24 protein-coding genes are annotated in these 25,078 nt (G+C 64.1%); 14 read left to right on the forward strand and 10 right to left on the reverse strand.

Annotation, left to right across the window (positions count from 1 at the left end):
• The first annotated feature begins 292 nt into the window (after positions 1-292).
• Both BGO82_RS18710 and BGO82_RS18715 read left to right on the forward strand, forming a co-directional pair.
• Entirely contained in the window at positions 293-553 is a 261-nt protein-coding gene (locus BGO82_RS18710; protein WP_291307142.1) for a hypothetical protein, read from the forward strand.
• 17 nt (positions 554-570) lie between these two features.
• Positions 571-1,191 carry a DUF4336 domain-containing protein gene (locus tag BGO82_RS18715; protein ID WP_291307143.1) on the forward strand — a complete coding sequence of 207 codons (621 nt, stop codon included), beginning with the start codon at positions 571-573 and terminating at the stop codon, positions 1,189-1,191.
• 79 nt (positions 1,192-1,270) lie between these two features.
• Here BGO82_RS18715 and BGO82_RS18720 read toward each other — a convergent pair whose 3' ends face one another.
• A complete protein-coding gene (locus BGO82_RS18720) occupies positions 1,271-2,167 on the reverse strand; it encodes a LysR family transcriptional regulator (RefSeq protein WP_291307144.1) in 897 nt (298 codons plus the stop codon).
• Positions 2,168-2,446: 279 nt separating this feature from the next.
• Here BGO82_RS18720 and BGO82_RS18725 point away from each other — a divergent pair, with 279 nt between their 5' ends.
• The 6 genes from BGO82_RS18725 (at position 2,447) to BGO82_RS18750 (ending at position 8,943) form a co-directional block, all read left to right on the forward strand.
• Positions 2,447-4,216: an iron ABC transporter permease gene (locus BGO82_RS18725; RefSeq protein ID WP_291307145.1), complete on the forward strand. Its 1,770-nt coding sequence runs from the start codon at positions 2,447-2,449 to the stop codon at positions 4,214-4,216.
• Positions 4,206-5,276 carry an ABC transporter ATP-binding protein gene (locus tag BGO82_RS18730; RefSeq protein WP_291307146.1) on the forward strand — a complete coding sequence of 357 codons (1,071 nt, stop codon included), beginning with the start codon at positions 4,206-4,208 and terminating at the stop codon, positions 5,274-5,276. Before BGO82_RS18725 ends, BGO82_RS18730 begins: the two co-directional genes overlap by 11 nt.
• The gene (locus tag BGO82_RS18735) at positions 5,269-6,075 is read left to right on the forward strand and encodes a glucose 1-dehydrogenase (RefSeq protein WP_291307147.1); all 807 of its coding nucleotides are present in this window, start codon (positions 5,269-5,271) and stop codon (positions 6,073-6,075) included. The genes BGO82_RS18730 and BGO82_RS18735 overlap by 8 nt, the downstream gene beginning before the upstream one ends.
• 109 nt (positions 6,076-6,184) lie before the next feature.
• A complete protein-coding gene (locus tag BGO82_RS18740) occupies positions 6,185-6,928 on the forward strand; it encodes an RraA family protein (protein ID WP_291307148.1) in 744 nt (247 codons plus the stop codon).
• A 155-nt stretch (positions 6,929-7,083) separates the two neighbouring features.
• Positions 7,084-8,094 (forward strand): extracellular solute-binding protein, encoded by a 1,011-nt coding sequence (locus BGO82_RS18745; RefSeq protein ID WP_291307149.1) that lies wholly within the window; start codon positions 7,084-7,086, stop codon positions 8,092-8,094.
• 63 nt (positions 8,095-8,157) lie between these two features.
• Positions 8,158-8,943, forward strand: a complete 786-nt coding sequence (locus BGO82_RS18750) for an SDR family oxidoreductase (protein WP_291307150.1) — start codon at positions 8,158-8,160, stop codon at positions 8,941-8,943.
• A 242-nt stretch (positions 8,944-9,185) separates the two neighbouring features.
• Here BGO82_RS18750 and BGO82_RS18755 read toward each other — a convergent pair whose 3' ends face one another.
• Positions 9,186-10,106, reverse strand: coding sequence for a bacterial transcriptional activator domain-containing protein (locus BGO82_RS18755; protein WP_291307151.1), 921 nt, complete (start codon positions 10,104-10,106; stop codon positions 9,186-9,188).
• A gap of 1,467 nt (positions 10,107-11,573) precedes the next feature.
• On the opposite strand from BGO82_RS18755, the gene BGO82_RS18760 reads away from it, so the two are divergent.
• From BGO82_RS18760 to BGO82_RS18770, 3 genes are read left to right on the forward strand one after another with little or no spacing between them, the layout of a single operon-like run.
• On the forward strand, positions 11,574-12,419 hold the full coding sequence (locus BGO82_RS18760; RefSeq protein WP_291307152.1) for a hypothetical protein: 846 nt from the start codon (positions 11,574-11,576) through the stop codon (positions 12,417-12,419).
• Positions 12,420-12,440: 21 nt separating this feature from the next.
• Positions 12,441-13,631: a Hint domain-containing protein gene (locus tag BGO82_RS18765; protein ID WP_291307153.1), complete on the forward strand. Its 1,191-nt coding sequence runs from the start codon at positions 12,441-12,443 to the stop codon at positions 13,629-13,631.
• Entirely contained in the window at positions 13,564-14,652 is a 1,089-nt protein-coding gene (locus BGO82_RS18770; protein ID WP_291307154.1) for a hypothetical protein, read from the forward strand. Before BGO82_RS18765 ends, BGO82_RS18770 begins: the two co-directional genes overlap by 68 nt.
• Before the next feature lie 311 nt (positions 14,653-14,963).
• Here BGO82_RS18770 and BGO82_RS18775 read toward each other — a convergent pair whose 3' ends face one another.
• The 6 genes from BGO82_RS18775 to BGO82_RS18800 form a co-directional block, all read right to left on the reverse strand.
• Positions 14,964-15,689: a PIG-L deacetylase family protein gene (locus BGO82_RS18775; RefSeq protein WP_291307155.1), complete on the reverse strand. Its 726-nt coding sequence runs from the start codon at positions 15,687-15,689 to the stop codon at positions 14,964-14,966.
• Positions 15,686-16,516 carry a carbohydrate ABC transporter permease gene (locus BGO82_RS18780; RefSeq protein WP_291307156.1) on the reverse strand — a complete coding sequence of 277 codons (831 nt, stop codon included), beginning with the start codon at positions 16,514-16,516 and terminating at the stop codon, positions 15,686-15,688. The genes BGO82_RS18775 and BGO82_RS18780 overlap by 4 nt, the downstream gene beginning before the upstream one ends.
• The gene (locus BGO82_RS18785; RefSeq protein ID WP_291307157.1) at positions 16,513-17,397 is read right to left on the reverse strand and encodes a sugar ABC transporter permease; all 885 of its coding nucleotides are present in this window, start codon (positions 17,395-17,397) and stop codon (positions 16,513-16,515) included. Before BGO82_RS18785 ends, BGO82_RS18780 begins: the two co-directional genes overlap by 4 nt.
• 124 nt (positions 17,398-17,521) lie before the next feature.
• The gene (locus BGO82_RS18790) at positions 17,522-18,787 is read right to left on the reverse strand and encodes an extracellular solute-binding protein (RefSeq protein WP_291307158.1); all 1,266 of its coding nucleotides are present in this window, start codon (positions 18,785-18,787) and stop codon (positions 17,522-17,524) included.
• A 111-nt stretch (positions 18,788-18,898) separates the two neighbouring features.
• Entirely contained in the window at positions 18,899-19,633 is a 735-nt protein-coding gene (locus BGO82_RS18795; protein ID WP_291307159.1) for a GntR family transcriptional regulator, read from the reverse strand.
• A 577-nt stretch (positions 19,634-20,210) separates the two neighbouring features.
• Positions 20,211-20,777: a hypothetical protein gene (locus BGO82_RS18800; protein ID WP_291307160.1), complete on the reverse strand. Its 567-nt coding sequence runs from the start codon at positions 20,775-20,777 to the stop codon at positions 20,211-20,213.
• A 212-nt stretch (positions 20,778-20,989) separates the two neighbouring features.
• On the opposite strand from BGO82_RS18800, the gene arsK reads away from it, so the two are divergent.
• Positions 20,990-22,174 (forward strand): arsenite efflux MFS transporter ArsK, encoded by a 1,185-nt coding sequence (gene arsK, locus BGO82_RS18805; protein WP_291307161.1) that lies wholly within the window; start codon positions 20,990-20,992, stop codon positions 22,172-22,174.
• Between the two features lie 187 nt (positions 22,175-22,361).
• Positions 22,362-22,952 carry an ankyrin repeat domain-containing protein gene (locus BGO82_RS18810; RefSeq protein ID WP_291307575.1) on the forward strand — a complete coding sequence of 197 codons (591 nt, stop codon included), beginning with the start codon at positions 22,362-22,364 and terminating at the stop codon, positions 22,950-22,952.
• A gap of 1 nt (position 22,953) precedes the next feature.
• Here the strand turns inward: BGO82_RS18810 and BGO82_RS18815 are convergent, their stop codons facing one another.
• Both BGO82_RS18815 and BGO82_RS18820 read right to left on the reverse strand, forming a co-directional pair.
• Positions 22,954-23,958, reverse strand: coding sequence for a putative sulfate exporter family transporter (locus BGO82_RS18815; RefSeq protein ID WP_291307162.1), 1,005 nt, complete (start codon positions 23,956-23,958; stop codon positions 22,954-22,956).
• An 82-nt stretch (positions 23,959-24,040) separates the two neighbouring features.
• Positions 24,041-24,424 carry a VOC family protein gene (locus tag BGO82_RS18820; RefSeq protein WP_291307163.1) on the reverse strand — a complete coding sequence of 128 codons (384 nt, stop codon included), beginning with the start codon at positions 24,422-24,424 and terminating at the stop codon, positions 24,041-24,043.
• A 175-nt stretch (positions 24,425-24,599) separates the two neighbouring features.
• Between BGO82_RS18820 and BGO82_RS18825 the strand changes: the two genes are divergently transcribed.
• On the forward strand, positions 24,600-25,064 hold the full coding sequence (locus BGO82_RS18825; protein WP_291307164.1) for a hypothetical protein: 465 nt from the start codon (positions 24,600-24,602) through the stop codon (positions 25,062-25,064).
• The last annotated feature ends 14 nt before the right edge of the window (positions 25,065-25,078 follow it).

The raw sequence follows: 25,078 nt of genomic DNA on the forward strand, positions 1-25,078 counted from the left end.
CCTAGAACCTTCATGCATCGCTTCGCGCCGCTGACGCGCAAGGTATGCCCTGAATGTCAGGGCCCCTTGGCAAGGGGCGCCCGCTGCGCGCGCCCCGTTGCATCCCCACCGGCTTTCAACCGCATGAACCATCGAACCAACCTGCCTTTGGTCTTGCCTGATGGCCAGGAGTCCCACCTGCGACTTTCCGCTTCTCTATCGTTCCGGATGCTCCTACGAGTCTTCGCACGCCGGCAGGAGCGCAGGCTTGCGATCTTTCCTGCGCGTTTGATGACGCAACGCAAGGCATCGCATGGACCGCCAGCCTCGATCGCCGACCAGATGCCGCCGAACCGGCGACGACCGCATCACCAAAGCCAGGCGATTGACTCTGGTCGGTGCGGTCGTGGATCAGGAGCTCGTCTATCTCGATCGCCTGATGAGCGACCTGATCGCCCTCGATCAGGGGCCTTTGACCGTGCCGCAGGTTTTCGAGGGGCTGGTCGCCTACAGGAGAGCAATCGCCGTCTTGTATGGCCGTCGGGAGGAACTGCGCCCGTGGGGCGTTGAATAGCCGGAACGGAGCGAGGGATGTTTCTCACTCCCTATATCGCGGGCCAGATATGGCTGTGCCCCTATCCCGTTCGATTGGCGGGGACGAGGTTCGGGGCCCGCATGACGGTGATCCGTCTTGCCTCCGGTGAGCTCCTGCTGCATTCGCCCTGCCAGATCACGGCGGCCATCGCTGAGGAGATTTCGGCGCTGGGTCCGGTCGCCCATATCGTTGCCCCGGGCAATTTCCATCACCTGTTTGTAGCAACGGCGCAGGCGGCGTTCCCGGGAGCCCGGCCCGCCGCCGGCGGAGATGAATGGCTCCAAGCGAAAGGCTCGGAACGCAATTTCGGTCGGCAAGTCCATCAATGTAGTGGTCGGCCCCCTGGAGTGGGCAAAACCTATCTGATCTCCAAGTTGGTGAAGAGCATCTTCGAAGAGACACCTGATGCTCGCATTCTGGTGTCGGCCCAAAATCATGACACCCTCATGCACATGGAGGACGAGCTCAGACAAGAACTAGGCACCACCACTGCGATCATGTTGAGGGTGGAGCGCTCGAACGTCGATGGTGATGAGAGCCAGCTTCGGGCGACACCTCTGCGTGCAGCTGCGATCGGCATCCGATGCCCTGATGGTGGGGAACATTCGGCTGGCTAGACACAGGGCTCACCTTGAATGGCAGGTTTAGGTTGGCGGGGTCGTGGGCAAACGTGACAGGGCAGTCAATGGATCAGCCTCATGCGGGCTCGGCATTGGGGCCGCTGAGCAGGACTTCGATCTCTTGGCGTAGGACTTCGAGAACGTCGGGGTTGAGTCCGTCGCGGTGATGCAGGACGAACAATCGGCGCAGTGGCGGATCGATGATCGTCGCGGCGCTCAACCAGCCGGCGGTGCATTCGCGGGCGACGCTTTGCCAGGTGGCGACGGTGCTCCCCAATCCCGCCAGCACGGCTTCCTTGCGGGGCGCAGATCCATCGATCTCGGCGACGATGTTGAGTGATACGCCGACCTCGAGCGCGGTATCGTCCATCAGCCGCCGCAGCGGATTGCCGACGAAGGGCAGCAGCAGCTTTTCGAGCTGCAGGTTCCGGAAGGCCACGGTCGATACCGGCGTCGCGGATGGCCTGGTGACGAGCACCAGTGAGTCCCACACGAGGGGGGTGCCGCCCCTCTTCCAATCGGAAAAACGCAGCACCGCGTCGAGCTGGCCTTCTTCCAGCATGGCTTCGGCCGTACGGTCGTTCATGCCGGCGATGCGCAATGTTAGGTCGGGCATGCGCTCGCTGATCTTCTTGATCAATGCGGCGGCGATCGCGGTCAGCGACGGAGTGATCGCGAGGCTGATCACCGCGGGATAGCGGGCGCGGGCGGCCAGCCGATGAAATTCCGCCTCGGCGGTCGCGACCTGATCGAGGATGATGTCAGCGTGCTTGAGCAGGAGACGGCCTTCGTCAGTCAGCTCAACTCCGCGTGAGGACCGCTCGAACAGAGTGACGCCGAGCGATTGCTCGAGCTCGGCCGTGTGGTGCGTCAGCGCCGGCTGAGCGATGTTGAGCACGCGGGCGGCGCCCGACAGCGAGCCTTGCGCCGCGATCATGCGAAAATACCGAAGCCGCCTCAAATCCAGTGTCATTGTCTGTATCTAGCGCCTCCCGCGCCAGCCGGTACCGGCAACCGGCGCGACCATAACGCGATCCTATGGACGATATCAAAACTCTCTAGTGGCCTTCGGCCCCCGACCGACTGATGATGATGACCACGCGTCAGGGCGCCGTTGCCCGGCGTCGGCACCGGACGACCGGAATGACACGGCTAGGCTGTCGCGCTCGGGAAAACGGGATGGCGGCCGGCATTTCCGCAGATTGCGGTGCCATCGGGCCAGTGGGAGTGGCGGAGTGAGACACAGACAGACATGGCGCCGCTGGCCAACGAAGGCCGTGACGTGACCGTGGCCGAGTTTGCACCGGCGGACGCGCAATCATCGACGGCAAAATCCGCCGTTGGCCTGCGCTGGCTTCCCGAAGTCATCGTGCTGATCGCGGTCGGCTGGCTGGTCGTCGTGCCGCTGGGGATGATCGTCTATGGCAGCTTCCGCTCCGGCCCTCCCTATGTGGCGTCGCCGCTCAGCCTCGACAATTATGTCCGGATATTCACCAGTCCGTCGTACCGCACGGCCATCTTCAATACCCTTGTCGTCGGCATCGCCTCGACGCTGATCAGCATGGTAGGCGGCACGGCGCTCGCCTGGATGACGACGCGCATCCGGCTTCCGGGCCTGCGCTTCATCCGGATCGCCGCCGGCCTGCCCTTCTTCATCTCGTCGTTTCTCGGCGCGATCGCCTGGGCCTATCTCGCCGCGCCGCGCTTCGGCCTGCTCAATCACGCGCTGCAGGCAATCTGGCCGGGCGGTCCGCAAATCAACATCTACAGCCTCGGCGGCATGGCCTGGGTGCACGGTCTCTACGACATGCCGATCGCCTTCCTGATGATGAGCGGCACCATGACCGCCCTCGACGCGAGCATCGAGGAAAGCGCCCGTGTGGCCGGAGCGCGGCCGATGCGGGTGTTCCGCACGATCGTGGTGCCGCTGCTGATGCCGAGCTTCGTGTCGTCGGCGCTGCTGTGCTTCATCCATTCTGTCGAGTCCTATGCGGTGCCGGCGGTGCTCGGCACGCCTGTCGGCATCGACCTGCTGGCGACGCGCATCGCCCTGGATCTGCAGAGCTCGCCGCCCGCCTACGGACCGGCCTCGGCCTCGGCCATGCTGCTGATGATTGTCGCCGTGATCGGCATGTATGGCTACTACCGGGCCACGCGCGTCCAGCAACGCTTCGTGACGGTCAGCGGCAAGGGCGTGGCGCTGCCGGCGGCCGCCCGCGGCTGGCCGGTGGCGCTCGGCGTCGCGCTGGCCTGGCTCTATGTCGTTCTCGCCGTAGTTCTGCCGATCGGCGTCGTCGCGATCGCCTCGTTCCAGAGCTATTGGGGCCAGCCGATCTTCGGCTTCACGCCGACCCTCAAGAACTACATCAGCGTGTTCAAGCTACCCAACTTCGAGCCGGCGTTGCAGAACACGCTGCTGCTGGCGATCGTCGGCCCCACGGTCACGGTGTTCTTCGGCTTCGTCATCGCCTATCTCAACCTGCGCCGGCCGTCGTTCCTGTCGCGGATCATCGACGGCATCGCAATCATCCCGCACGCCAGTCCCGGCCTCGTGATCGGGCTCGCGCTGTTGTGGACATATCTATTCATGCCCAACCCGATCTACGGCACGGTGTGGATCCTGCTGCTTGCACTCGTCACGCGCTTCCTGCCCTATGCCGGCCGCCCCATCCATGCCGCGCTGCTGCAGCTAAGCCCCGAGCTGGAGGAGGCGTCGCGCGTCTCGGGCGCGAGTCCGCTGCGGACCTTCCTGTTCATTCTGATGCCACTCGCGGCACCGGCGCTGATCTCGGCCTGGCTTCTGCTCTACGTGGTGTTCATCCGCGAGATATCGACAGTGGTGCTGCTCATCACGCTGGGGACCAATTCGTTGCCAGTCCTGCTGTTCAACCTGTTCACTGATGGCTGGTACACGCAGGGCGCGGCGCTCGCGATCATCCAGTTGCTCATGATGGCGATCGGCTGGGTGGTTCTGTCGCGGTTCATCCGGCCGGCTGCGGGAGGCCAGATCAATGTCGCTTGAAGTTCGTGTCGAACAGCTCAGCCGCATGTATGCGGGAAGCTTCGGGCTCAAGAGCCTGTCGTTCAAGGCGCCGCCCGGTTCGTTCCTGACCCTGCTTGGTCCCTCCGGTTGCGGCAAGACGACGACGCTGCGGTGTCTCGCCGGGCTGGCGCGGCCGGATACTGGTGCGGTGTGGTTCGGCGACCGGCAGGTCAATGGGCCCGGCGTCTTCGTGCCGCCGGAACGCCGCGATCTAGGAATGGTGTTTCAGTCATACGCGCTATGGCCGCATATGACGGTGCTCGACAATATCGCTTACGGGTTGCGCAGCCGCCGTGAGGCGAAGGCGTCGATCGGCGAGCGGGTGCGCCGCACCGCCGAACGGCTTGGTATCGAGCAATATCTCGAGCGTTATCCGGCGCAGCTCAGCGGCGGCCAGCAGCAGCGCGTCGCGCTCGCCCGCAGCCTGGTCTACGAACCGGACCTGCTGCTGCTCGACGAGCCGCTCAGCAATCTCGATGCGCGGCTGCGCCAGCAGATGCTCGAGGAGTTTACCGACATGCAGCGCCGCCTCGGCGTGACCACGATCTATGTCACCCATGACCAGGAGGAGGCGCTGGTGATGTCCACCCAAGTGCTGCTGCTCGACAGGGGTGACCTGGTGCAGGCCGCTCCCCCGCAGGAGCTGTTCGACCATCCGCGCAATCGCTTCGCCGCCGAGTTCATGGGGGAAGCCAATTTCTTCGCCGGGACGGTTGCAGAACAGGGCGACAGCCGCATGGTGGTGCGGACCGGCGTGGACGGCCTCAATATCGTTGCGCCGCCCCTTCCCGTGAGGCGCGGCGCCGACGTCACGGTCATGGTCAGGCCGCATCGCATCAATGTGCGCCGTCAGTCGGATGACCTGCCGAACGCCTGGCCGGCGACGGTCCGGCATTCGACCTTCAGCGGTGGGGTGACGGCGATCGACCTCGATCTCTTCGGCCAGCCGCTGCGCGCCACGGCGCTCGACGGCATTGCCGCCGGCGAGAAAGTCTGGGTCAGCGTCGATCCGCAGAACGTGGTGATCCTCGATGCCTGAGCGGACGACGAATTCTCCCGAGCCGACAGCCGGATTGCCCAGGCTGGCGAACAAGCGAGCCCTGGTGAACGGCTCGAGCCGCGGGATCGGCCGGGCGATTGCCGAACGGCTCGCAAGCGAGGGCGCCCGGGTGGTCGTCACCTACAATGCGCACAAGGACGAAGCCGAGGCGGTGGTGGCCGGTATTGCGATGCGGCACGGCGAGGCGACTGCCATCAAGGCGGACACCAGCTCGGAATCCGACGTCGATCGCCTGATCGGGCACACCATCGACACTCTTGGTGGCCTCGATATCTTCGTCAACAATGCCGGGGTGATGAGCTTGCCGGGCTTTTTCGACGTCACCAAGACGCAGTGGGATCGTACGCTCGCCATCAACCTCTCCGGCTGCTTTCTGGCCGGCCAGAAGGTGGCCCGGCAGATGCTCCAGCAGGGCGGCGGCGGCGCCATTGTCAACATCAGTTCCGGCGGCGCCTTTGCCGCTTCGCCGGGCATGACCGCCTACAAGGTGTCCAAGGCCGGCGTGGAGATGCTGACGCGGCTGATGGCTCTCGAGCTCGCGCCTTACGGCGTGCGCGTCAACTCGATCGCACCCGGCCTGATCGCCACCGACATCAACAAGGATCGACTCGCGGACGAGGGCTATCGGGGCAAGCGGCTCAGTCAGATCCCGATGCGGGTCATCGGCGAGCCGGACGATATTGCGGCAGGGGTTCTGTATCTCGTTTCGGACGAGGCGAGACTGGTGTCTGGCGCCTGCCTCAGGATCGACGGCGGGCGGGCGGCCCTGACGCGCTAGAGAACAGCGCTCCAATCGAGAAGCTGTAGAGCCACTCCGGGCTCGATCGACTTAACGACCGGACGGGGAACTGCCCGGGCAGCCTTCAGTCACTTGCATGAGGAAAAACATGAACGAGCACAGCAAACCCGCAACCCCGATGCCGGCCAAGCCCGACTGGCCGGGTCTCTATCCCGTTGTCGGCAAGAAGATCGTCAGGACGTTCGACCGCCCGAAACAGGAGATCGTGGATGTCTTCAAGGACTTCTTCCTGCCCGACGTGGCCGGCCGGGTCGGCCCGATGTACACCATGAGCTACACGATCCGCCCGGGCTATTCGCCGATGCCTACCCTGGTCGGCACGGCCTGCACGGTAAAGGTGCAGCCGGGCGACAATCTGATGGTCAAGAAGGCCATCTACATGGCCCAGCCGGGCGACGTGATCGTCATCGATGCCCGCGGGCACATGGAGTGGTGCCTGGGCGGTGGCGAGATGATCATGGTCGCCAAGTCGCGTGGCGTGGCCGGCATCGTCGTCGATGGCGCCTATCGCGATCTCGACCAGATCGAGGAGCTTGGCTTCCCGATCTTCCTCAAGGGCATTTCGCCGGCGACGGGACCCAAGCAGGGGCCCGGCGAGCTGAATACCACCGTGTGCTGCGGCGGCGTCATCGTCAAGCCCGGCGACATCATCATGGGCGACCGCGAAGGCGTGATCGTGATCCCGCAGGAATATGCGCAGCGGGTAATCGACGAGGTGCGCAAGGTTCCCGAAAAGACGATGGATTTCATCCTCAACGAGGACCGCGGCCGGCATGCCTATTTCGATGAGCTGCTGGCTTCGTACGAGTTCGACATCGTCGAGAAAGCCTAGCCGTTGTCACAGCGGGGATGGCGGCCGACCGGCGGCCATCCCGTTATCGCCGCAAGGCAGAAGCATGCAAATCACTCTAATGCAGGAGGAAAACCATGTTGATGTGTGGAGGAGCAGTCCAGCTCAAGCGGTGGAGCGCCGGCTGGGCTACAGCGTTGGTCCTGACGTTTGGAACGATCGGAGCGGTCGAGGCGCAGACGGTGCCGCCCGTGTCGTCCGATCTCGCCGGCAAAGGCGCGGCCGACGGCACCGTCGTCATCTATTCGTCGCAGACCACGCAGTTCCTTGACGGCCTCGTCGGAAATTTCAAGGCCGCCTATCCGGACGTGAAGATGCAATATCTCAAGGACAGCTCGTCCGGCATCGCCGAGCGGCTTCTGTCGGAAGAGGCCGCGGGCGTCCATACCGCCGACGTCTATATCGCGTGGTGGGATACGGTGAGCCGCGTTATCGATGCCGGCGATACCGTGAGCTACACCCCCGAGCAGGCCAGCGCCTACGACGCGAGCCTGAGCGATCCCAAGGGCAACTGGCATATCGTCGGCTTCAATCCGCTGCTCATCGGCTACAACACGCAGTCGGTCGCCGAGGCCGATGTGCCCAAGACCTGGCAGGATCTGCTCGATCCCAAATGGTCTGACAAAATCGGGACCTACGACCCGCGCATCGGCGGCGGCGCCTATGCCTACTATTATGGTATGTGGAAGCTCTATGGCGACGACTACTTCACCAGGCTCGCCGCCAACAAGCCGTTTGTGCAAGGCGCCAGTGCCGCGCTTGCCTCGGCCGTGGGCTCGGGTCAGCTATCGCTGGCGTCGATCGGCTACACCGGCTGGTCGTCGCTGCTCGGCGAAGCGCCGATCGCGCTGATCATGCCCTCGGACGGGGTGCCAATGATGGATATGATGGTGTCCATCGTGAAGGATGCGCCGCATGCCAATGCCGCCAAGCTATTCGTCTCATGGCTGATGAGCGAAGCCGGGCAGAAGGCCATTCCGAACAATGAATCGGCCATCTACGCCGCCCTGCCGAGCATCGCGCCGCCGGCCGGCGTGCCGCCTTTGTCCGAGATCAAGCGGGTGCCGATCGACTACGCCGAGTACATCTCGCAGGCCGACGCCATTACGAAGAAGGCGTCGGAAGCCTTTGGGCTCAGCACCGATTGAAACCGTCGGGCCCGGCTACGCGCCGGGCCCGGCCTGTTGCCGTCAAGATCATCGGAGCATGACGTGAACCTCGGAATTGAAGGCAAGACTGCGCTGGTTCTCGCCGGTGCCGGTGGACTTGGCCGTGCCATCGCGTTGTCTCTGGCCGAAGAGGGAGCCAATATCGCGCTGGCGGACGCCGACGAAACCGCTCTTGCAGCCGTGCTGCCGGCCATCGGGACAGCCGGCACGAAGCTGATGGCGCTGCCGTGGCGGCTCGGCGATTTGTCCGTGATAGACGCCAACATCGAGCGCATCGAGCGCGAGATCGGCTCCGTCGATATTGTGGTCAACATCACCGGCGGCCCGCCGCCGACGCCCGCGATCGACCAAGAGCCGGGACTGTGGCGCCGGCATTTCGATGAGATGGTGCTCTCCATTATCGCTGTTGCCGACCGCGTATTGCCGGCGATGCGGCAGCGTAAATGGGGCCGCATCATCACCAGCACCTCGTCGGGGGTGATCGCGCCGATCCCGAACCTGGCAATTTCGAACGCGCTGCGGCTTGCGTTGGTCGGGTGGTCGAAATCGCTGGCGCGCGAGATCGCCGCCGAGGGCGTTACGGCCAACATCGTGGTTCCCGGCCGCATCTCCACCGGCCGCATTCGCTTCCTCGACGAAGAAAAGGCCAGGCGCGAAGGCAAAGCCGTCGCCGAGATCATGGCCGCCAGCACGTCGGCCATTCCCATGGCGCGCTACGGCGATCCCGACGAATATGCGGCCGTCGTCACGTTTCTCGCCAGCCAGCTTGCCTCCTATGTCACCGGCACCGTGATCCGCGTCGATGGTGGACTGGTCGCCAGTATTTGAGTCTGCACGAACATGCGATCCGCGAAACCGCCTATCTGTTGCTAGCTGTTCCAATGCAGTCGGAATCTGATGCGGATTGGCGCGACCGTGCCGCAAGGACGAACGTACATCCGTTGACGAGCAACTTCGCCACGCACAAGATCCCTAAGATCAACGCCTGGCCGGCGCACGCCAGCATTGGCATGTCCACTTCGCTCCCTCCTCGGCGAGTTGGATTGGCCAGACAGAGGTAGTTTGCGAAGCTAACGCGCAAGCAACTGCAACGAGATGCGCACCGTTCCAATGCGGACCTCGATCTGACATCGCCACCCTTCATCGACCCGCACAACGAGGATGCTGGACTCTTCCGACAGGTCAAATCTGTCGACGAAGACCCTCACTTCCACCAAGCGCTTCAACGAGGACTGCTTCGGCGGTAGGCAACTGACCGCGCTGGGGTGGGGTAGGATCAGAAGCTTTGGAATATTGACGACCGAGGCAGGAACGCCGTGGCGGTGCTCCATCGATGCTAAGGAGGCCACAGGATAGGCATGTGGCTCGAGCTCAACGAGGAGCTGCTTGGTTGCCTGTTCTGGGTCGACATTGAGATCCTGCTTAAGTCGGGCCGCGTATCTGTTGAACAGCGTGCGGGGACCAGGTGTGCTATTCGAGGAGGCAGACGCGATCATCCTTTCGCGTAGAATTGCCTCATCATAGGGGGCCTCCTCCTGGGCGCGCTGCAGGGCTCGCTCACCGATCTCTCCACCGACGCTCCGGGCTCCGGCTAGGGCCAAGGTCACGAACCGATCTCGCAGGGTCAAACGCTTCGAGTAAAGCCATGATTCGAGGGACTCTGGGACCGGATCGAGATCGGCCAGGAGGTCCCCGACGTAGAGCTCGAGCAGCCAGCGCAGCTCTGCCGCCGTTTGAGGTTCGTCTAGAGATTGGAACAGCAGCACGTCCGATGTGAGGGTTCCGCCATCCCGGGTCAGCATGTGTTCCGCCGACTGGAAGAGCTTGAGCCCGGCTCGCTCTTCCCACAATCGTGTGCGGCGGAGTGTTTCTCGCAGATTTCCCGCAGCTCGCGTCTCGCCGACCTCGCCCCAAAGGCTCAGAGCAACCGAAGCGCGATCCAATGCGCGACCGGGCTCCAAATCCAATAGAGCCGCCGCCACCAAGGCCATTCTTGGAGGTATTCCACTATCTGGGCCCGGAGCGCGCCCTGGTCCGAAGAGCTTTAGCAAGGTCCCTCTCGCTCGTAGCAAAGCCGCCGCTGGCGGCCTCGTGCCTACGCGACCTTAGGCTTTTGCATTCGGAATGCCAGACTCTTGGGCTTCATCCGAGGAGACAAATCCCCTTGCGTTTGTCGCCGGTCGGCGCAGGCTAGTTGGTACAAATACTGATAGGATACTCTTGCTCGTAACGCCAAGCGTTTCAGCAGCGTTCCAACGTCATTCACTAAGTCTGAGAAAGACCCTGACGGTGTGATGCAAGGGCCCAAACCTGTCCAGGATCGCTAGTGTTTTGTAGGCCGCCGGCAGTGCGAAGTGAGCCGGCAGCGGCCGGTTCGCCGGATCGGCAAGCCCACAAAGGGTAACACCAGTCGCGTGATGAGATCGTAGAGCGCCGTGACATGCCATCGACGCGATGTGGTCGCCGCTCGCCTTGACGACTTTTATGATGTTGTCCTGCGACGACGGGCGAGCTTTGAAACTTGGGCACTTACAGACCACACAACGGTAGCAGCTATAGTCGGTGCGGCTGCCTCTTGCGGACAGTAGTACGTAAAAGCCCTAATGTCATTTGACGGTAGAGCGGCGTTGCAGATGCGAGCTGGATCGTCGAAGTAATTTGCAGCCGATTTTCTGATCATTCGGTGATTGACGGGTCTAGGGCATCGTGACAGCGTAGTGATCGATTTGAAGACTAAGTAATTGCGTTGCGGCTCCGGGCGGGTCGAATCCCAGAACCTCGATGCGTGAAAGACGCCTTTCGGTGTACCGGAAGGTGAGGGGCTTGTTGCGGCCTATAGCTCAGAGTTGTGGCTGAGGGGGCAGTGATGGCGGACGTTGCGGAGATCGTGCCGGAGGAGGCGCCGCGTGCCGAAGGTTAGCTCGGTGGGAGCGAGCTCAAGGTTATTCGGGCGACGCGGATCGCGGAGATCACTGAAATCCGCGACATCGCACATGAGTTTCATGCCGAGAGCCGCTATGCACATCTGCCGTTTTCTGGGGAGAAGTTCGCGCTTCTGCAGCAACTCGGTTCTTCGGCTGGAGGAAAATCTGGCGCTCTATGTGCAGCATCACGGCCGGACTATGGGCGTTCTGACCGCTGGTACCGGCGACTACTACCTGAGTGAGGGTGGACGCTTGGTCACCTCTACGTCATGTATGTCTCTGCCGGCATTCGAGAGACTCTTCTTGGCGGCAAGATCGGCATTCGCATGATCTGGATGGTGAGTAATTGGTGCGCGGGCAAAAGGCGGAGGAGCTGCATGTTCACTCGACGTCTGGAATCGCGCCGGAGCGAGCGGACAGACTGTTGCATCGGCTAGGTTTTGCGACGTCCGGCGGCAACTATGCGGTCTCTCTTCGATAGACGAGCGACAAAGCAGACCGAAGTCGCACAGGATCGGAAGGAGGTTCCAATCGATGGACGATGAAACCATTGGTCGCCGATCTATGGCAATTGTGAAAGTGGCCGCATTGGCACCGGGTCTTGTTTGGATTCGAACAGTCCTTGGAACTAGACGGCTCAAGACCTGCCTAGTCCGAGCTTTGGGCATTGCACGAGGAACTTTGAGTTGCATCATTTTCTGGTTTGGACTCGCAAGCGGTGCGTTTGCGGCGGACGACGGGGCCGCGCCACCCGAGGCGGTAGATCAGTACCAACAGTACGCGCGGCAACTATCCGAGTTTGTAGCGTACAATGTCGCTCATATTCGCGTCGGTCCTTTTTTGCGATCGGCTCCGGTCTTTGGCTTTTCACAGCTCAAGGGAATTACTGGCGATGAACTGACGGTCGTTAAGCGCAACTTGAGAAATTTTGGGATTGATCTCTCGCCCTCTGGTGCGAAGCCAAACTTCCTTTTCGTCACACCCGCCACCGCTGATGAATTGCGTGGCATGTTGGTAGACCTAGGTGTGCCAAGGGATCAGGCAGGTGTAGAGTGGTCGGTCTTTTTGCAGAAGCATGATGCATGCTTCCTACAAACATTGGACGAGATGGGCGAGGGGCGCGGAGCGGTCGCTCTTGCCGTCGCTAGAGCAGGCGCGACGCTTCCAAAGCCGGCTGTCTGTCTTAATAATACCGTGTTGAACGCACTCGGCTTGTACAGGAGTCTGGAGCAGTTCGTTTCAATTGAACCAAACCCATTTACCCGCTCGGTTGACGAGGAGTTCATTGCTCGTGTCACTCACTGCAAGAAATTTTCTAAGTCTCCTGATGCAGTCGCGGATTGCGTGCAGGCATCCTATTCGTTGCCTCAGGGCCACTAGCTATTAGAGGACAGTGCAAAAATGGAAACCACCATTCTCTCACGCGAAGAGTATCTGAGTCGGCTTTCTAAGCTTCAGCTCGTGCCCAATTGGGGCAATCAGACTGGTTTGCAGTTCGAGGTGCAGGGGAATGCGGGGGTAAACTACTACTCCGCGCAGTATTCAACGCTTACGGGCGTATCGACCGATCAAGGTTTGACGCTGCAGTACACCGTTGGTGGCCTAAGCGCAGAAACTGAGATCTCCAACAGCGGCAATATTAAACAAGGCGGTACGTTCGAAACGCTCGGTGGATTGGAGTTCGAGGTCAACGGCGTCGTTGCCGGCTCGGAGCGCGGACAATTGGCGTATGGAGTAGGACGTCAAATTGGACCGTCGTTCCTTAACGTCTCTGTATCAGCTCTTGTCACGTCGCAAGGAAGCGAGACAGGCAACTATGATCGGCGCGCCTTCATTGACGAGGATGGCGTGATCCACATCAACGCGTTTAATTACAACACGCCGCTTGGCACGACGATAACAAGCACAACTATCACGCCTGGTCTCAATGGAACTGCGACGCTCAGGACCTATGATCCTCAGCCATACATGCCATCTCAGTATAACCTACTGATGGGTGGTGACGGGGGAACCAATTCACAAGACATCTTTAGCGTCAATGCGCATTGCTTTGTTGCTGGCACACCTGTCTTGTTAGCGAACGGCCTGAGCAAGGCGATCGAAGAGATTGCGCCCAACGACCTTGTGGCTGCCTTCGATGAACGCACGGCCATCCTTGGCGCCCTTGGCGGCGGAAGAGTCGTTAGCGTGTTTCGGGGAATTACCGATACCTTGATACAACTCAACAATGGCCTGGTCGTTACGCCAGGACATCATTTTGTGGCCTCGGATGGAGGATTTCGGACGATCGAGAACATTCTCAAAGCAGGCGGCTTGATCGTGGCGGCGAACGGCGAGCTTTCGAAGGTTGAGGGGGAGTACGTCCGATATTCCGAAGCCACCGCGTCACTCTTTGAAGAAGCCGAAGGATACGCGCTGCCGGTCGAAGGAAGTGCGGCGCTGGCCCCGGAATATCGAAAGGGCTGGCGGACCTATAATTTCGAGGTTGAGGGGCTTCCACACCTACGTGGCCGGCGGCGCGCGAGTGCACAATACGTCGTACTTCACCGCGAGTGGCAAGGACATTCCTGTTGGGACGATCATACAAGGTAAAGATGGCTATACGTGGGTAATGAACCCCGACGGCTCGATGACAAATAACGTGGGGTATACCACCCGAACCGCTGGGCAACCTCTATATATTTCTGCCGCGGCCGCCAGTATTCAAGAACGGCGCGACATCAGTCCGTCTGAGCAGTACAACATGGCATCAGAAGGTGCCTTCGCCCATGCGCAGATTACGGGGGACGGCCCTCCGGTCAAACTGGCATCGGGAAAGGTCGTCAATGCTGGCACCGTGTTCACGACCGGCGATGGCTATCGATTCATCGTCAACGACAATGGCTCGGTGACCGATCTCGATACCGGCCACACGTCTGGCAATGGGACGACGCACTATGATCCCGACACCAATACGTGGGTGACCGTTGGGAGCGGTGGCAGCTCAACCGGATCGAGCGGCAGTTCAACGTCCAGCGGCAGCAGCAGCCCCAGCCAATCGGGCGCCAGCTCAACGCATGACGCTCTCATGGCGCAGCAGACGGACGGCTATCGAACGGATCAGAATGGTGACGTTGTGATAGCAATGAACGGCGAGCCGGCGCGTTCAAATCCCATGCTGAATCAATGGGGAATGCTCAATCCAGTGGTTCTCGATCTAGACGGCAACGGGATTTCGCTTACGGAGCAGAGCAGCTCGAACGTGTTCATGGACACGGCCGGCGACGGCAAGCAGCACCGGACGGCCTGGGCGGGCGCGGGCGACGGGGTGCTGGTGCGCGACGACGGCAATGATGGCATCATCTCGCGCCGGAACGAGATCGACTTCACGGCCTGGGACCCGACCGCCAAATCGGACATGCAGGCGCTGCGGGACATCTTCGACACCAACCACAACAATCAGCTGGATTCCGGCGACGACGATTGGTCGCTGTTCAAGGTGATGGTGACCAATGCCGACGGCACCAATGCGAACTGGTGTACCTTCTTGGTTCGCTACCGGGCCTCATGTTCGACTGCTGCCTTGAGACTGGCGGAAGGGCGCTGGACCATGCGCGTCCTATTTGCGTTTTGATGTTGCTGCTCGGATGTGTCGTCAGTATCGGGCGCCGACACTTATGTCGTCACCAAGGATTTCGAATACAGCAATGACAGGTTCCTCGGCGATGGTGGAAAGCCGATAGCCTGTATTATCACCCTTCTGGCACTGATGAAGAACGCCACGGAGACGGTGAATTTCCAGCTAATGGCATTCAGCAATACGGTTGGGATGGTTTCGGCCGGGGCGGGGTCAAGAAAGCAGAATAACCGGACCCCTGAGTCTCAAGTCACGATCCGTAAACACTGGGCTCCGCGAAGGCATCGGTGACGACGTGCCCCGTATCGTCAGCCAATAGGCGGCAAAAACAGGCCCGACCCCGCCAGCCACGAATGCGGCATCGTGGCGAAGGCCTGGGCGTATTGGGTGCCGCGCATGCACCCGCGCAGGCGATAAAGCGCGCTGTAGTAGTCGATGTAGGGGAACGAACTCAGTCCACGCGCCAGCTCGTATTTGAGCGCCGCGTCCCGCCACGGCTCGAATCCCGGCGTCACGTCCACCAGAAAGGCGGGATTGAAGTTCTCGTCGTCTTCCCAGTTCTCGCCGAACAGCAGCATTTGCGGGCCGTGGGCCGGGAGGCCCAGGTCGAGCGTGGGCAGCGACGCGAAAAATACCGCGTTGCGGACCACTTCGGACGCGGCGCGATGATCCTTGTGCCAGGAGCCATGCCAATGAGTGATCACGATCTCGGGCCGCGTTTCGCGAATGATCCTGGCCACCGCCTGCGCCGTCGCGTCATCGCTGGGCAGGAAGGCGTCAGGTTGGTCGAGCGTGCGCCAGGCGATGCCGAGCCGTTCGGCAGCCAGACTGGCCTCCTGCTTCTTCTGGGCCGCGTAGAGTTGCGTGGAGAGGCACCGGTGCCCCTGCTCGCCCATCGTCAGATGCAGGAACGTGACGGTCACCCCCTTGCTCGCGGCGACGAAGGCCAGCGGGCCGGCAATGACCTCGGCGTCGAAGGCATGCGCGCCGACGACGAGGATGGATTTGGCGCCGTAGAGCTGTTGCTCGATCATTTGACCGCTCCGGTCGTGCCGATGCCCTCGCGGATTTGTCGTGCCATGAGCAGATACATGGCAAGCACCGGCGCCAGCGAAATGGCAAGAGAGGCGAAGATGCTGCCCCAATCGGTGCGGAACTGCCCGATGAAGCTGGCGATGGTCAGTGGGATGGTCTTGTTCTCGTCCGAGAAGATGAAGATGAGGGGAAAGAAGAAGTCGTTCCAGACGGCAATCGCTGTGAAGATCGCGACGATCGCCGCTGCCGGCCACACCATGGGCAGGATGACCTGGAACAGGATTCGCACCTCGCCGGCCCCGTCGATCCGTGCCGCCTCTTCCAACTCGCGTGGCAGGGTGCGCATGAAATTGGCGAAGATGAAGACGGCGAACGGGATGCGGATGGCGATGTAGACGAGGATGAGGCCAAACAGGCTGTCGATGAGGCCGAACGCCTTGACCAGGTTGAACAGCTCGACCGAGGCGAGGCGAATGGGCAGCATGATGCCGGCGAGGAACAGCAGCAGCATCCACGGCCCCCATTTCAAGTCGTAGCGGCTGAGCGGATAGGCTGCCATGGCCGACACCAGGACAGTTGCGACCACGGCGCACACGGTGACGACGAGACTGTTGATCAGGCCGCGCCCTAGATTGAGCGCGGTCCAGGCGGTGATGAAGTTGTCCGGCCCCCAGCGTGCGGGCAGCCCGAGCGGATCGGCGTAGATTTCGGCCGTCGACTTGAAGCACGACACCACCAGGGCATAGAGCGGCAGCCCGACGGCGATCGCCCACAGCAGCAGCACGACCCAGCCCGGCAGCGTCTTGAGAAAGGCGGCGAGCTTCATGGCTGCACCGTGGCGCGGTCGAACATGCGCAGCAGGAACAGCGTTCCCGCCGTGACGATGACGAAAAGCGTCGTGCCCAGCGCCAGCGCCAGGCCGATGTCGGTGATGCCGGTGCCGCCGACCGACCCGAAGGCGAGCCGGTAGAAATAGGTCACCAGCGTATCGGTGGCGTAGTTCGGATCGCCCTGCACGCCCTCCATGACATAGACGATGTCGAACTGGTTGAAGCTGTTGATGAAGGTCAGGGTGGTCACGGCGCTGATCGAGGGCACCATCAGCGGCAGCGCGATGGACCACAGGATGCGTGCGGTGTTGGCGCCATCGATGCGCGCCGCCTCGAACACCTCGGTCGAGATCTGGCGGAAGGCGGCGGCGAACACCAGCACCGGCAATCCCATCCAGTTCCAGGCATCGATCGCCATCAGCACCCACAGGGCAAAGGTGGAATCCGACAAGACGGTCAGCCGCCCCTCATGCAGGCCGGCGGAATTGAGCATCCATTCCACCAGGCCGTTGGGGGCCAGCAGCAGCCGCCAGAGCACCCCGACGATGACGGGGCTCAATACCGCGGGGAAGAAATAGACCGACTGCAGGAACATGCCGAATTTACGGCGCCAGAACAGAAGGTAGGCAAACAGCAACCCAACGACGTTCTGGAACAGCATGATCCCGAAGAACCAGGCGACGTTGTGCCAGAAGGCACCATAGAAGCGCGGCGCGTTCGGAAACACGAACAGCCGCGAGAAATTGCCGAAGCCGATGAACTCCAGATGGCGCAGCGCCCGCCAGTGAAAGAAGCTGCCCCATAGCGAAATCGCCAGTGGGTAGAGAACGAATACGCCATAGATGGCAAGGGCAGGCAGGATGAAGCCGATTGCCATCAGGTGCATCCTGCGGCGCTGTGCGCCCTGTCCTCCAGCCATCTCCTGCCCCTCCTGTTGCCCCCGGTCGCGGTCCCGCGCCGGTGGAAGGCGGGCCGCAGCGCCTGGCCGCGGCCCGCCATCCTCATGCGCCTTCAGGCTTGAACCAGGTGCTGACACCCGCATCAATGTCCTCGGCGAGTTTCTGCGCCGTCATCTTGCCTGTCACCATGTCGATGATCTCGGACTGGATGATTGACGAGGCCGTCGGCTGCTGCCAGCGGTAGCCGACCAGCGTCAGGTAGGGCGTCGAGTTCTGCTGCATGGCGATCATTGCCGACAGCACGGGATCGGTCGACTTGATCTCGGGGCGGGCGGCCGGCCAGCCGACGGAATCGGCAAACAGCTGCGCAAACTCCAGCGACGCCATCCAGTTGAGCACCTTGAGCGCAGCATCCTTTTTCTGGCTGGTCTGAACCAGGCCATAGGAGCCGTCACAGAAAGCAGAGACGACGGGCTTGTCCGTCGCCGTGTCGCCTGGGAACGGAAATACCGAGAACTTTAGATCGGCGTTCTGCGCCCGGAAGCTGCCGTTCTCGAACGAGCCGCCGAGGAACATCGCCGCCTTGCCGTTGACGAAGAGCTGCGTTGCTGCCGTGTAGTCGACACCGGCAAAACCGTCCTCGTAGTAGGGCAGCATGTCCTGGAAGCGCTGCAGCGCCGCAACGAAGCGCGGGTCGGTGAACTTGGCCTTGCCCGACATCATCTCGTCGTAGAAGCCGGCGCCATACACCGACGGGCCCAACACGCCAACGCCGAGTTCGAGCTCCCAGCCGGAACCATTGGCGCCGCCGGTGGCGATGGGAATGATGCCGGCGCCCTTGAGCTTTTTGCAGGTGTCGATGAGTTCGGCATAGGTGGTCGGCACCTTGGCGCCGACCTTGTCGAACAGCTCGGTGTTGTAGAAGACGCACAGAATCGGAATGGAATAGGGGACGCCATAGAACTTCCCGTCCGACTTGGCCAGGGCGCCGCCCGATGCCGCTTGCGGCATCGTCGCGATCTCTTTGACCGTATCGTTGAGTGGATCGAGGTAACCAGCTTCGACCAATGGCTGCAACTCGCCATAGGCCTTGAGTTGGGCGATGTCCGGCCCCTTGCCGCCGCGCAGAGCGGTGGACAGACGGTTCTGGTAGTCGGCGTCCGCGGTGAACTGCAGATCGACCTTCACGTCCGGCGTCTTGGCCTCGAACACATCGAACATCTTGCGCATCGCCGCCTGGTCGTCGGTCCGCCAGCTCCACAGCGTGACCGTATCGGCAGCATAGGCCGGGCGCGTGAGCGCGGTGCCGGCCGCGATCGCCAGCGCGGAAGCGCCGGCGCCCTGGATGAACGTTCTCCTCGTCGTCATTTCTCTCTCCACTTCAGTTGTGTGCTTCGGCCTTACGTGCCTCGCGAAGCCTGAGGTAAGTCCCCAGCGGTCGGTATCGGGAAATGGCAGTGATCGTTGGCCATCGGGGATCTAGCTGTAGAGCACCGAGCGGATCTCGTAGCGATCCGCTCGCATGGTCGAGACGGTGAATTCGAATGGTCCCTTGTCATCGAGCGTCACGCGCTCGACGGCGAAGGCCGGGGTGCCGGCGGGTTGGCCGAGCAGCGCGGCGTCCTCCGCGCCGATCATTCCCACGCGATAGACCTCGCGCGCTTCCCGCGGCACGAGGCCAAACCTCGCGCGCAGCGTCTCGTAGAGCGAGCCGTCGGCAACCCAGCCGAGCAGGTCCGGAAAGCGGGGCGAGGGCAGATGGGCGGTCTGGATGCCGATCGGCGCGTCGTTGCCCAGGCGCAGCCGGCGCATGCGGGTCACCGGGCTCCCGACGTCAATCTCGAGCGCGGCGGCGACCTCCGTTGTGGCGGCGGATGTATCGGCGGAGAGCAAACGCGACCCGACGGCGAGCCCAAGGGTTGCCATCTCCTCGGTGAAACTGGTGAGGCCACGGGCGCCGGCGACCATCGTGGCGCTACGCACGAAGGTGCCGCGGCCCTGTTCCCGACGAACCAGACCTGCTTCCTCAAGCTTGCGCAGGGCATGGCGCACCGTAATGCGCGAAATGCCGAGCACGGCGCTCAGGCGGTCTTCGTTGGGGACTTGGGTGCCTACCGGCCACTCGCCGCTCTCAATCGATGCCCGCAACGATTGCTCGGTCTGCCTCCAAAGCGGCTCCGGGCGGCGGCGATCGGGCCTGACGAGGTCGGCCACGTCTGCTGCCTAGCGGCCCGTGCTGGTTCTACCGAACCAGCGCCGCCAACGCGTCCGCACACCGAAGGCTGCTGACGTCCGTGTGGGCAAAACCATTGTCCCAACGCTCCAACTGAACAATCACAACGTTCTTACGATATGACGTTATAACGATATGACATCTGGTGTAAATGCCGAATGATGAATCCGTGGTGGTGCCCGCCTAAATGGCCGAATGCGGCCGACCCGGGGCGTTTGACTGCCCGGGAGGAGGTGGGTCGGCCGCACCATGGGATGTCTCGGGTGACCGACGCGATGCAGGGCCATGCGGGGCGAACCGCATCTGACCTCCATGATGTGTCGCGGAGAGCCAAGAGTGTCATCGACGGAGGCCGGCTACCGCGTGTCCGAGCGAAGCCGAGCCCTTTGGTCTGCCTTTCTGCGCGACCTCATCTTCCCAGCGAGAACGGCATCAAGGTGATCGGCGAACCTTGAGTCGATCGAAAGCGCAACACCGGACCGAGCGGCGAGACTGGAAGGTAACGGACGCAAAGGGCCGGCATCCCCCGCGTTGGCGGCCGCTGCCGCTGCTGATCCGCTATTCGGGAGAGCCGGGGAGCAGTGCCTGCCATCGCAAGGTGGTTTCGGCCAGCGGCCAGAGTGCCGATACGCTGCGGACGAACGCGGCGGCGTCGGGGGCGGATGGGGGCAGTTGCACCCAGAGCAGAACATGGCCGTCGCCGGTGCGCAGCGCTGCGCCATCATCGCCGAACCTTGCATGGAACGGCGGCAGGGAGTCCCAATGCATCGGCAGCCGCGCCTGCTCCACGAGCGGCAGCGCCCGCGGCGCGGCGAACAGCCGCCGGTACCACGAAGTTCTGGCCGTCAGCGGCTTGCTCAGCAGCGTTGCCGCGCCGAACTGGGCGAGGGCGTCGATGACGCGCTGCAGCAGGCCGTCGGCGGCCTCGTCCCACGCCGCGTCAGTGTCGCCGAACAGCGTGAACCCGGCCGCCGCGAAACAGGCATCGTGGTTGACCGGCGCCGGCCAGATCGCCAGCAGCCGTCCGTCCGGCGCCAGCGCCGCGGCGTCCTCGGCGGGAACGCGCGACCAGTGGATTTCGAACGGCAAGCGGGGGTCGGACGACATGATGGCGGAGATAGCCATGGCCGCCGCCCCGGAGGCAAGCCCGCCGGGCGACCGGCATACGCCGCGCGGCGTTGACCGCGGCCGCGCGCTGGTCCAGCTTGGCGGCCGGGCGGCCCCGGCGGCACGAGGCGGCCGCCTGCTGTCCTCCTGCCCGCCGTGCCGCGCCTGACCTGGGGGTCGTCATCATCGCTTCGTTCGGTTCGCGGCCGCCGCTTGCTCCGGTCCTGGTGGTGTGGCTGCTCGGCGTCTCCCAGATCGTCGGCTATGGAACGCTGTACTACAGCTACGCCATTCTTGCCGGCAAGGCCGCCGCCTCGCTGCACTGGCCCGAGCCGTGGCTGTTCGGCGCGTTTTCGCTCGGGCTGCTGCTGGGCGGCCTCGCCGCGCCCGAAATCGGCCGCCGCATCGACCGGCACAGCGCCGGGGCGGTGATGACGCTGGGCAGCGTCGTCGCGGCGCTGGCGCTGATCGTTGCGTCGCTGGCGCCCAATGGCCTGGTGTTCGCCGCCGCCGTGGTCGTCATGCAGGTGGCGGCGACGCTGGTGCTCTACGACGCCGCCTTCACCGCGCTGGTGCAGGCCGCGGGGGCAGGGGCGCATCAGCGCATCACCCAGCTCACGCTGATCGCCGGCTTCGCCTCGACCATCTTCTGGCCGCTGACGGCCTGGCTCACGAGCGTGCTCGACTGGCGGGCGATCTACCTCGTCTTCGCGCTCGCCAACCTTTTGCTCTGCGCGCCGCTGCACGCGCTGATCGCCCGCCGTCCGCGGCCGCCGGCGGCAGCGGGCGAGGCCGCGCGCGCTCCGGCGCCGCCGCGCGCCGACCGCTGGCTGATGTGGCTCATGACCCTCGGCTTTGCGCTCTCCGGCTTCGCGCTGTCGGGCGTCCTCGCCCAGATGGTGCCGCTGCTCACCGCCATCGGCCTTGGCGGCTCGGCGCTGTTCGTGTCGGCGCTGTTCGGCCCGGCGCAGTTCTGCATCCGCTTCGGCACCCTCTTCGCCGGCCGCAACCGCCATCCGATCGTGCCGGCGCTGGTGTCGCTCGCCGCCATCCCGGCCTCTCTGGCGCTGCTCGCCATCGGCGCGCCGGCCGTCGCGGCGGGCATCCTGTTCATCGTCGTCTTCGGCTTCGGCTCCGGCCTCAAGAGCATCGTCCAGGGCTCGCTGCCGCTGGCGCTGTTCGGCCCCGCCTCCTACGGCGCCCGGCTTGGCGTGATGGCCTCGGTGCGCCAGGTGCTGGCCTCGATCGCGCCCTTCATCCTCGCCTCCGCAATGGAGGCCATAGGGGCGCGGCCGGCCCTGTGGCTGGTCGCCGGCATCGGCCTGCTCGGTCTCGCCTGCCTCGCCGAGACGGCGCGGCGCATGCGGCGGCAGGCCGCCCGGCCGCACCCCGCATCCGGGCCGGCGGCGGGCTGAGCGCGGGCGGGCAGGGACCAAAGGCCGCGGCCGGGCGGCGGCTCGGCCGCGTTGTCAAATCCGCGCCGCGCCTCTATCCCGGCTGCATCGTCCGGCCGGAATGACCGCCATGCTGCGCCTCCCGACTGCCCTTGCCCTTGCCCTCGCGCTGCTGCTGGCGGCGCCGCTTGCCGCCTTCGGAGAGACCATGAGCGACACCCTGCACGCCGCCGCCGCCGCCAACGACGTAGCCCGCATCGAAACGCTGCTCGCCGCCGGCGCGCCGGTCGATGCGCGCGACGCCGGCGGCGCCACCGCGCTGCTGGTCGCCACCCACGCCAACCGCCTCGAGGCGGCCCGCGCGCTGATCGCCGCTGGCGCCGACGTCAACGCCAAGGACGACATCAGCGACAGCCCCTACCTCTATGCCGGGGCGCGCGGCCATCTCGAGATCCTGCGGCTGACGCTGGCGCATGGCGCCGACCTCGGCAGCACCAACCGCTTCGGCGGCACCGCGCTGATCCCGGCCGCCGAGCGCGGCCATGTCGAGACGGTGCGCACCCTGATCGCGGCGGGCGTCGATGTCGACCACGTCAACAGGCTCGGCTGGACGGCGCTGCTCGAGGCCATCATCCTCGGCGATGGCGGCGAGCGGCACCAGCAGATCGTGGCGCTGCTGCTCGCGGCCGGCGCCGACGCCAGCCTCGCCGACGGCGAGGGGACGACGCCGCTGCAGCACGCCCGTTCGCGCGGCTATGCCGCCATCGAAGCCAGCCTCGTCGCCGCCGGCGCCCGCTGAGCTATCCCAGGAGCCGCGCCGCCAGCGTGCCGAGCGCCACCAGCATGACGACGGAGATGGCGCCGGCCAGCAGCACCCGGCCGCCCGAGGCCAGCATCGCGCGGAGGTCGACCGACAGGCCGAGCGCTGCCATCGACACCAGCGTGAGCAGCGTCGACAGCGTGCGCAGCGGCGCTTCGGCCACGTCGGGCACCAGTCCGACGCTGCGCGCCGCCATGGTGGCGAGAAAGCCCACCACGAACCACGGCACCAGGTGCGACCATGGCACCCGTGCCGCGCCGCCGGCGCCGCGCCTCAGCCCGATCAGCAGGATCACCGGGCCGAGCATCAGCACCCGGATCAGCTTCACCAGCGTGCCCACCTGCGCGCTCACCAGGCTGACCGGCAGGGTGGCCGCCAGCACCTGCGGCACGGCATAGACGCTGAGCCCGGCGACCACGCCATACTGCCACTCGCTGAGGCCGAACAGCCGCATCGTGCCGGGCAGCACCAGCACCGCCACCACCCCCAGTGCCGCGGTGAAGGCGATGGCCGCGGCGACCTCGTCGGCCTCGGCCTCGATCACCGGCGCGGTGGCCATGATGGCGGAATTGCCACAGATCGAATTGCCGCACGACACCAGCGTCGCCAGCCGGTCGTCGAGCCCCAGCAGCCGCCCGACGCCGTAGCTGAGCCCGAGCGAGACGATGACCACCGCCACCACCGCGCCGATCGTCGCCACCCCCGAGGCGGCGAGGCTCGCCGCGCTGATCGAGGCGCCGAGCAGCACGATGGCGATTTCGAGCACCGTCTTGGCGGCGAAATGCACGCCCGCCGCAAAGCGTTTGGGCAGGCCCCACAGCGTATGCAGCAGCGTGCCCAGCACGATGGCCAGCACCAGCCCGTCCACCCAGGCCGTGCCGAACAGCCGGGTTTCCGCCATCTCCAGCGCCTGCGCCCCGCCGGCGATTCCAATCGACAGCGCCAATCCAGGAAAAATGTCTGCGATTGCGCCACGATTGAGCATGCTGTCCTCTGAGTCTTGGAGGTGACAGCATATCTTTGCGTCAGGCCGTTTCCAGCACCCAATCTGCCGCGGGTCGCCGGCGCTACATCTCGCCTTCGACGAAACCGAGGATGTTGCCCTCGCTGTCCTTGCACCAGGCGTTCCTGAGGCCGCCGAAATCGGCCACCCCGTCGACGGTCTTGAGGCCGGGCAGATCGTAGTCGAGAAACACCGCGCCGCGGCCGCGCAGCTCCCGCATGTCGGCGGCGAGGTCGGCGCTGTCGAAGCTGAGCAGCGTGTGCCCGGCGGTGCCGGCGAACTGCGTGGGATAGAGGAACACCCTTGTGCCGCCCAGATCGTACACGGCGCCCATCTCGCCGAACTCCTCGGCGGGCGTGAGGCCGAGCGTGTCGGCATACCAGCGCTTGGCGCGGGCAATGTCGCTGGCGGGCAGCATGGCGGTGGCCTGGCTGGCGGCGAAATTCATGGCATCCTCCTCGGCTCGGGGCACGAGCTTAACGCCGATCCGCCGCGCCGGCTCCCCCCGGGGCTCCACCATTCGGTCGATTGCCAAGCCGGCAGCGGCTGGGCAACATTGCCGACCGGCGGATGAACGGCCCGTTCATCCGTGCTTCAGCGCGCCCGCGAGACGGTGGGCGCCGATGCCATGGGAGGTCGGCGGGGTGCTCGGATCGTTGCGCGCTGTGCTGCTGGCGCTGCTGGCGGGGCTCGTCCTCGTCGCGCCGGTCCACGCCCGCGAGCAGCATTTCACCGCCGAACCCAGCGGCCAGATCAGCTTCGTCATGCCCTCGGGCAATGTCGGCTGCCTCTACACGCCGCGTGGCGGCACCGACACCTATGCCCCCGCCGATGGCGGCCCCGAGCTCAGCTGCGACCGGATCGCGCCCAGCTACGTCAACATGACGCTCGGCCCCCGCGGCCCGGCGGTGCTGACGCAAAACCCCGGCGAACAGTCCTGCTGCGGCGCCGACAACGTCTTCGCCTATGGCAACACCGCCCGGTTCGACGGGTTCGTGTGCACCTCCTCCACCGCAGGGCTCACCTGCGAGACCACCGACAAGCGGCACGGCTTCTGTGTCGCGAAATCGCGCCTGCTGCACTATTGACCCCACGAGGCTAG

Source organism: Devosia sp. 67-54 (genome assembly GCF_001899075.1).
In the GTDB taxonomy this organism is placed as follows: domain Bacteria; phylum Pseudomonadota; class Alphaproteobacteria; order Rhizobiales; family Devosiaceae; genus Devosia_A.

What these genes read in the sequence shown, in the direction of transcription:
- BGO82_RS18710 (WP_291307142.1), top strand. Translation starts at nt 293, where the DNA reads ATGGACCGCCAGCCTCGATCGCCGACCAGATGCCGCCGAACCGGCGAC.
- BGO82_RS18715 (WP_291307143.1), top strand. Translation starts at nt 571, where the DNA reads ATGTTTCTCACTCCCTATATCGCGGGCCAGATATGGCTGTGCCCCTAT.
- BGO82_RS18720 (WP_291307144.1), bottom strand. Translation starts at nt 2,167, where the DNA reads ATGACACTGGATTTGAGGCGGCTTCGGTATTTTCGCATGATCGCGGCG.
- BGO82_RS18725 (WP_291307145.1), top strand. Translation starts at nt 2,447, where the DNA reads ATGGCGCCGCTGGCCAACGAAGGCCGTGACGTGACCGTGGCCGAGTTT.
- BGO82_RS18730 (WP_291307146.1), top strand. Translation starts at nt 4,206, where the DNA reads ATGTCGCTTGAAGTTCGTGTCGAACAGCTCAGCCGCATGTATGCGGGA.
- BGO82_RS18735 (WP_291307147.1), top strand. Translation starts at nt 5,269, where the DNA reads ATGCCTGAGCGGACGACGAATTCTCCCGAGCCGACAGCCGGATTGCCC.
- BGO82_RS18740 (WP_291307148.1), top strand. Translation starts at nt 6,185, where the DNA reads ATGAACGAGCACAGCAAACCCGCAACCCCGATGCCGGCCAAGCCCGAC.
- BGO82_RS18755 (WP_291307151.1), bottom strand. Translation starts at nt 10,106, where the DNA reads ATGGCCTTGGTGGCGGCGGCTCTATTGGATTTGGAGCCCGGTCGCGCA.
- BGO82_RS18760 (WP_291307152.1), top strand. Translation starts at nt 11,574, where the DNA reads ATGGACGATGAAACCATTGGTCGCCGATCTATGGCAATTGTGAAAGTG.
- BGO82_RS18765 (WP_291307153.1), top strand. Translation starts at nt 12,441, where the DNA reads ATGGAAACCACCATTCTCTCACGCGAAGAGTATCTGAGTCGGCTTTCT.
- BGO82_RS18775 (WP_291307155.1), bottom strand. Translation starts at nt 15,689, where the DNA reads ATGATCGAGCAACAGCTCTACGGCGCCAAATCCATCCTCGTCGTCGGC.
- BGO82_RS18780 (WP_291307156.1), bottom strand. Translation starts at nt 16,516, where the DNA reads ATGAAGCTCGCCGCCTTTCTCAAGACGCTGCCGGGCTGGGTCGTGCTG.
- BGO82_RS18785 (WP_291307157.1), bottom strand. Translation starts at nt 17,397, where the DNA reads ATGGCAATCGGCTTCATCCTGCCTGCCCTTGCCATCTATGGCGTATTC.
- BGO82_RS18790 (WP_291307158.1), bottom strand. Translation starts at nt 18,787, where the DNA reads ATGACGACGAGGAGAACGTTCATCCAGGGCGCCGGCGCTTCCGCGCTG.
- BGO82_RS18800 (WP_291307160.1), bottom strand. Translation starts at nt 20,777, where the DNA reads ATGGCTATCTCCGCCATCATGTCGTCCGACCCCCGCTTGCCGTTCGAA.
- BGO82_RS18810 (WP_291307575.1), top strand. Translation starts at nt 22,362, where the DNA reads ATGAGCGACACCCTGCACGCCGCCGCCGCCGCCAACGACGTAGCCCGC.
- BGO82_RS18815 (WP_291307162.1), bottom strand. Translation starts at nt 23,958, where the DNA reads ATGCTCAATCGTGGCGCAATCGCAGACATTTTTCCTGGATTGGCGCTG.
- BGO82_RS18820 (WP_291307163.1), bottom strand. Translation starts at nt 24,424, where the DNA reads ATGAATTTCGCCGCCAGCCAGGCCACCGCCATGCTGCCCGCCAGCGAC.
- BGO82_RS18825 (WP_291307164.1), top strand. Translation starts at nt 24,600, where the DNA reads ATGCCATGGGAGGTCGGCGGGGTGCTCGGATCGTTGCGCGCTGTGCTG.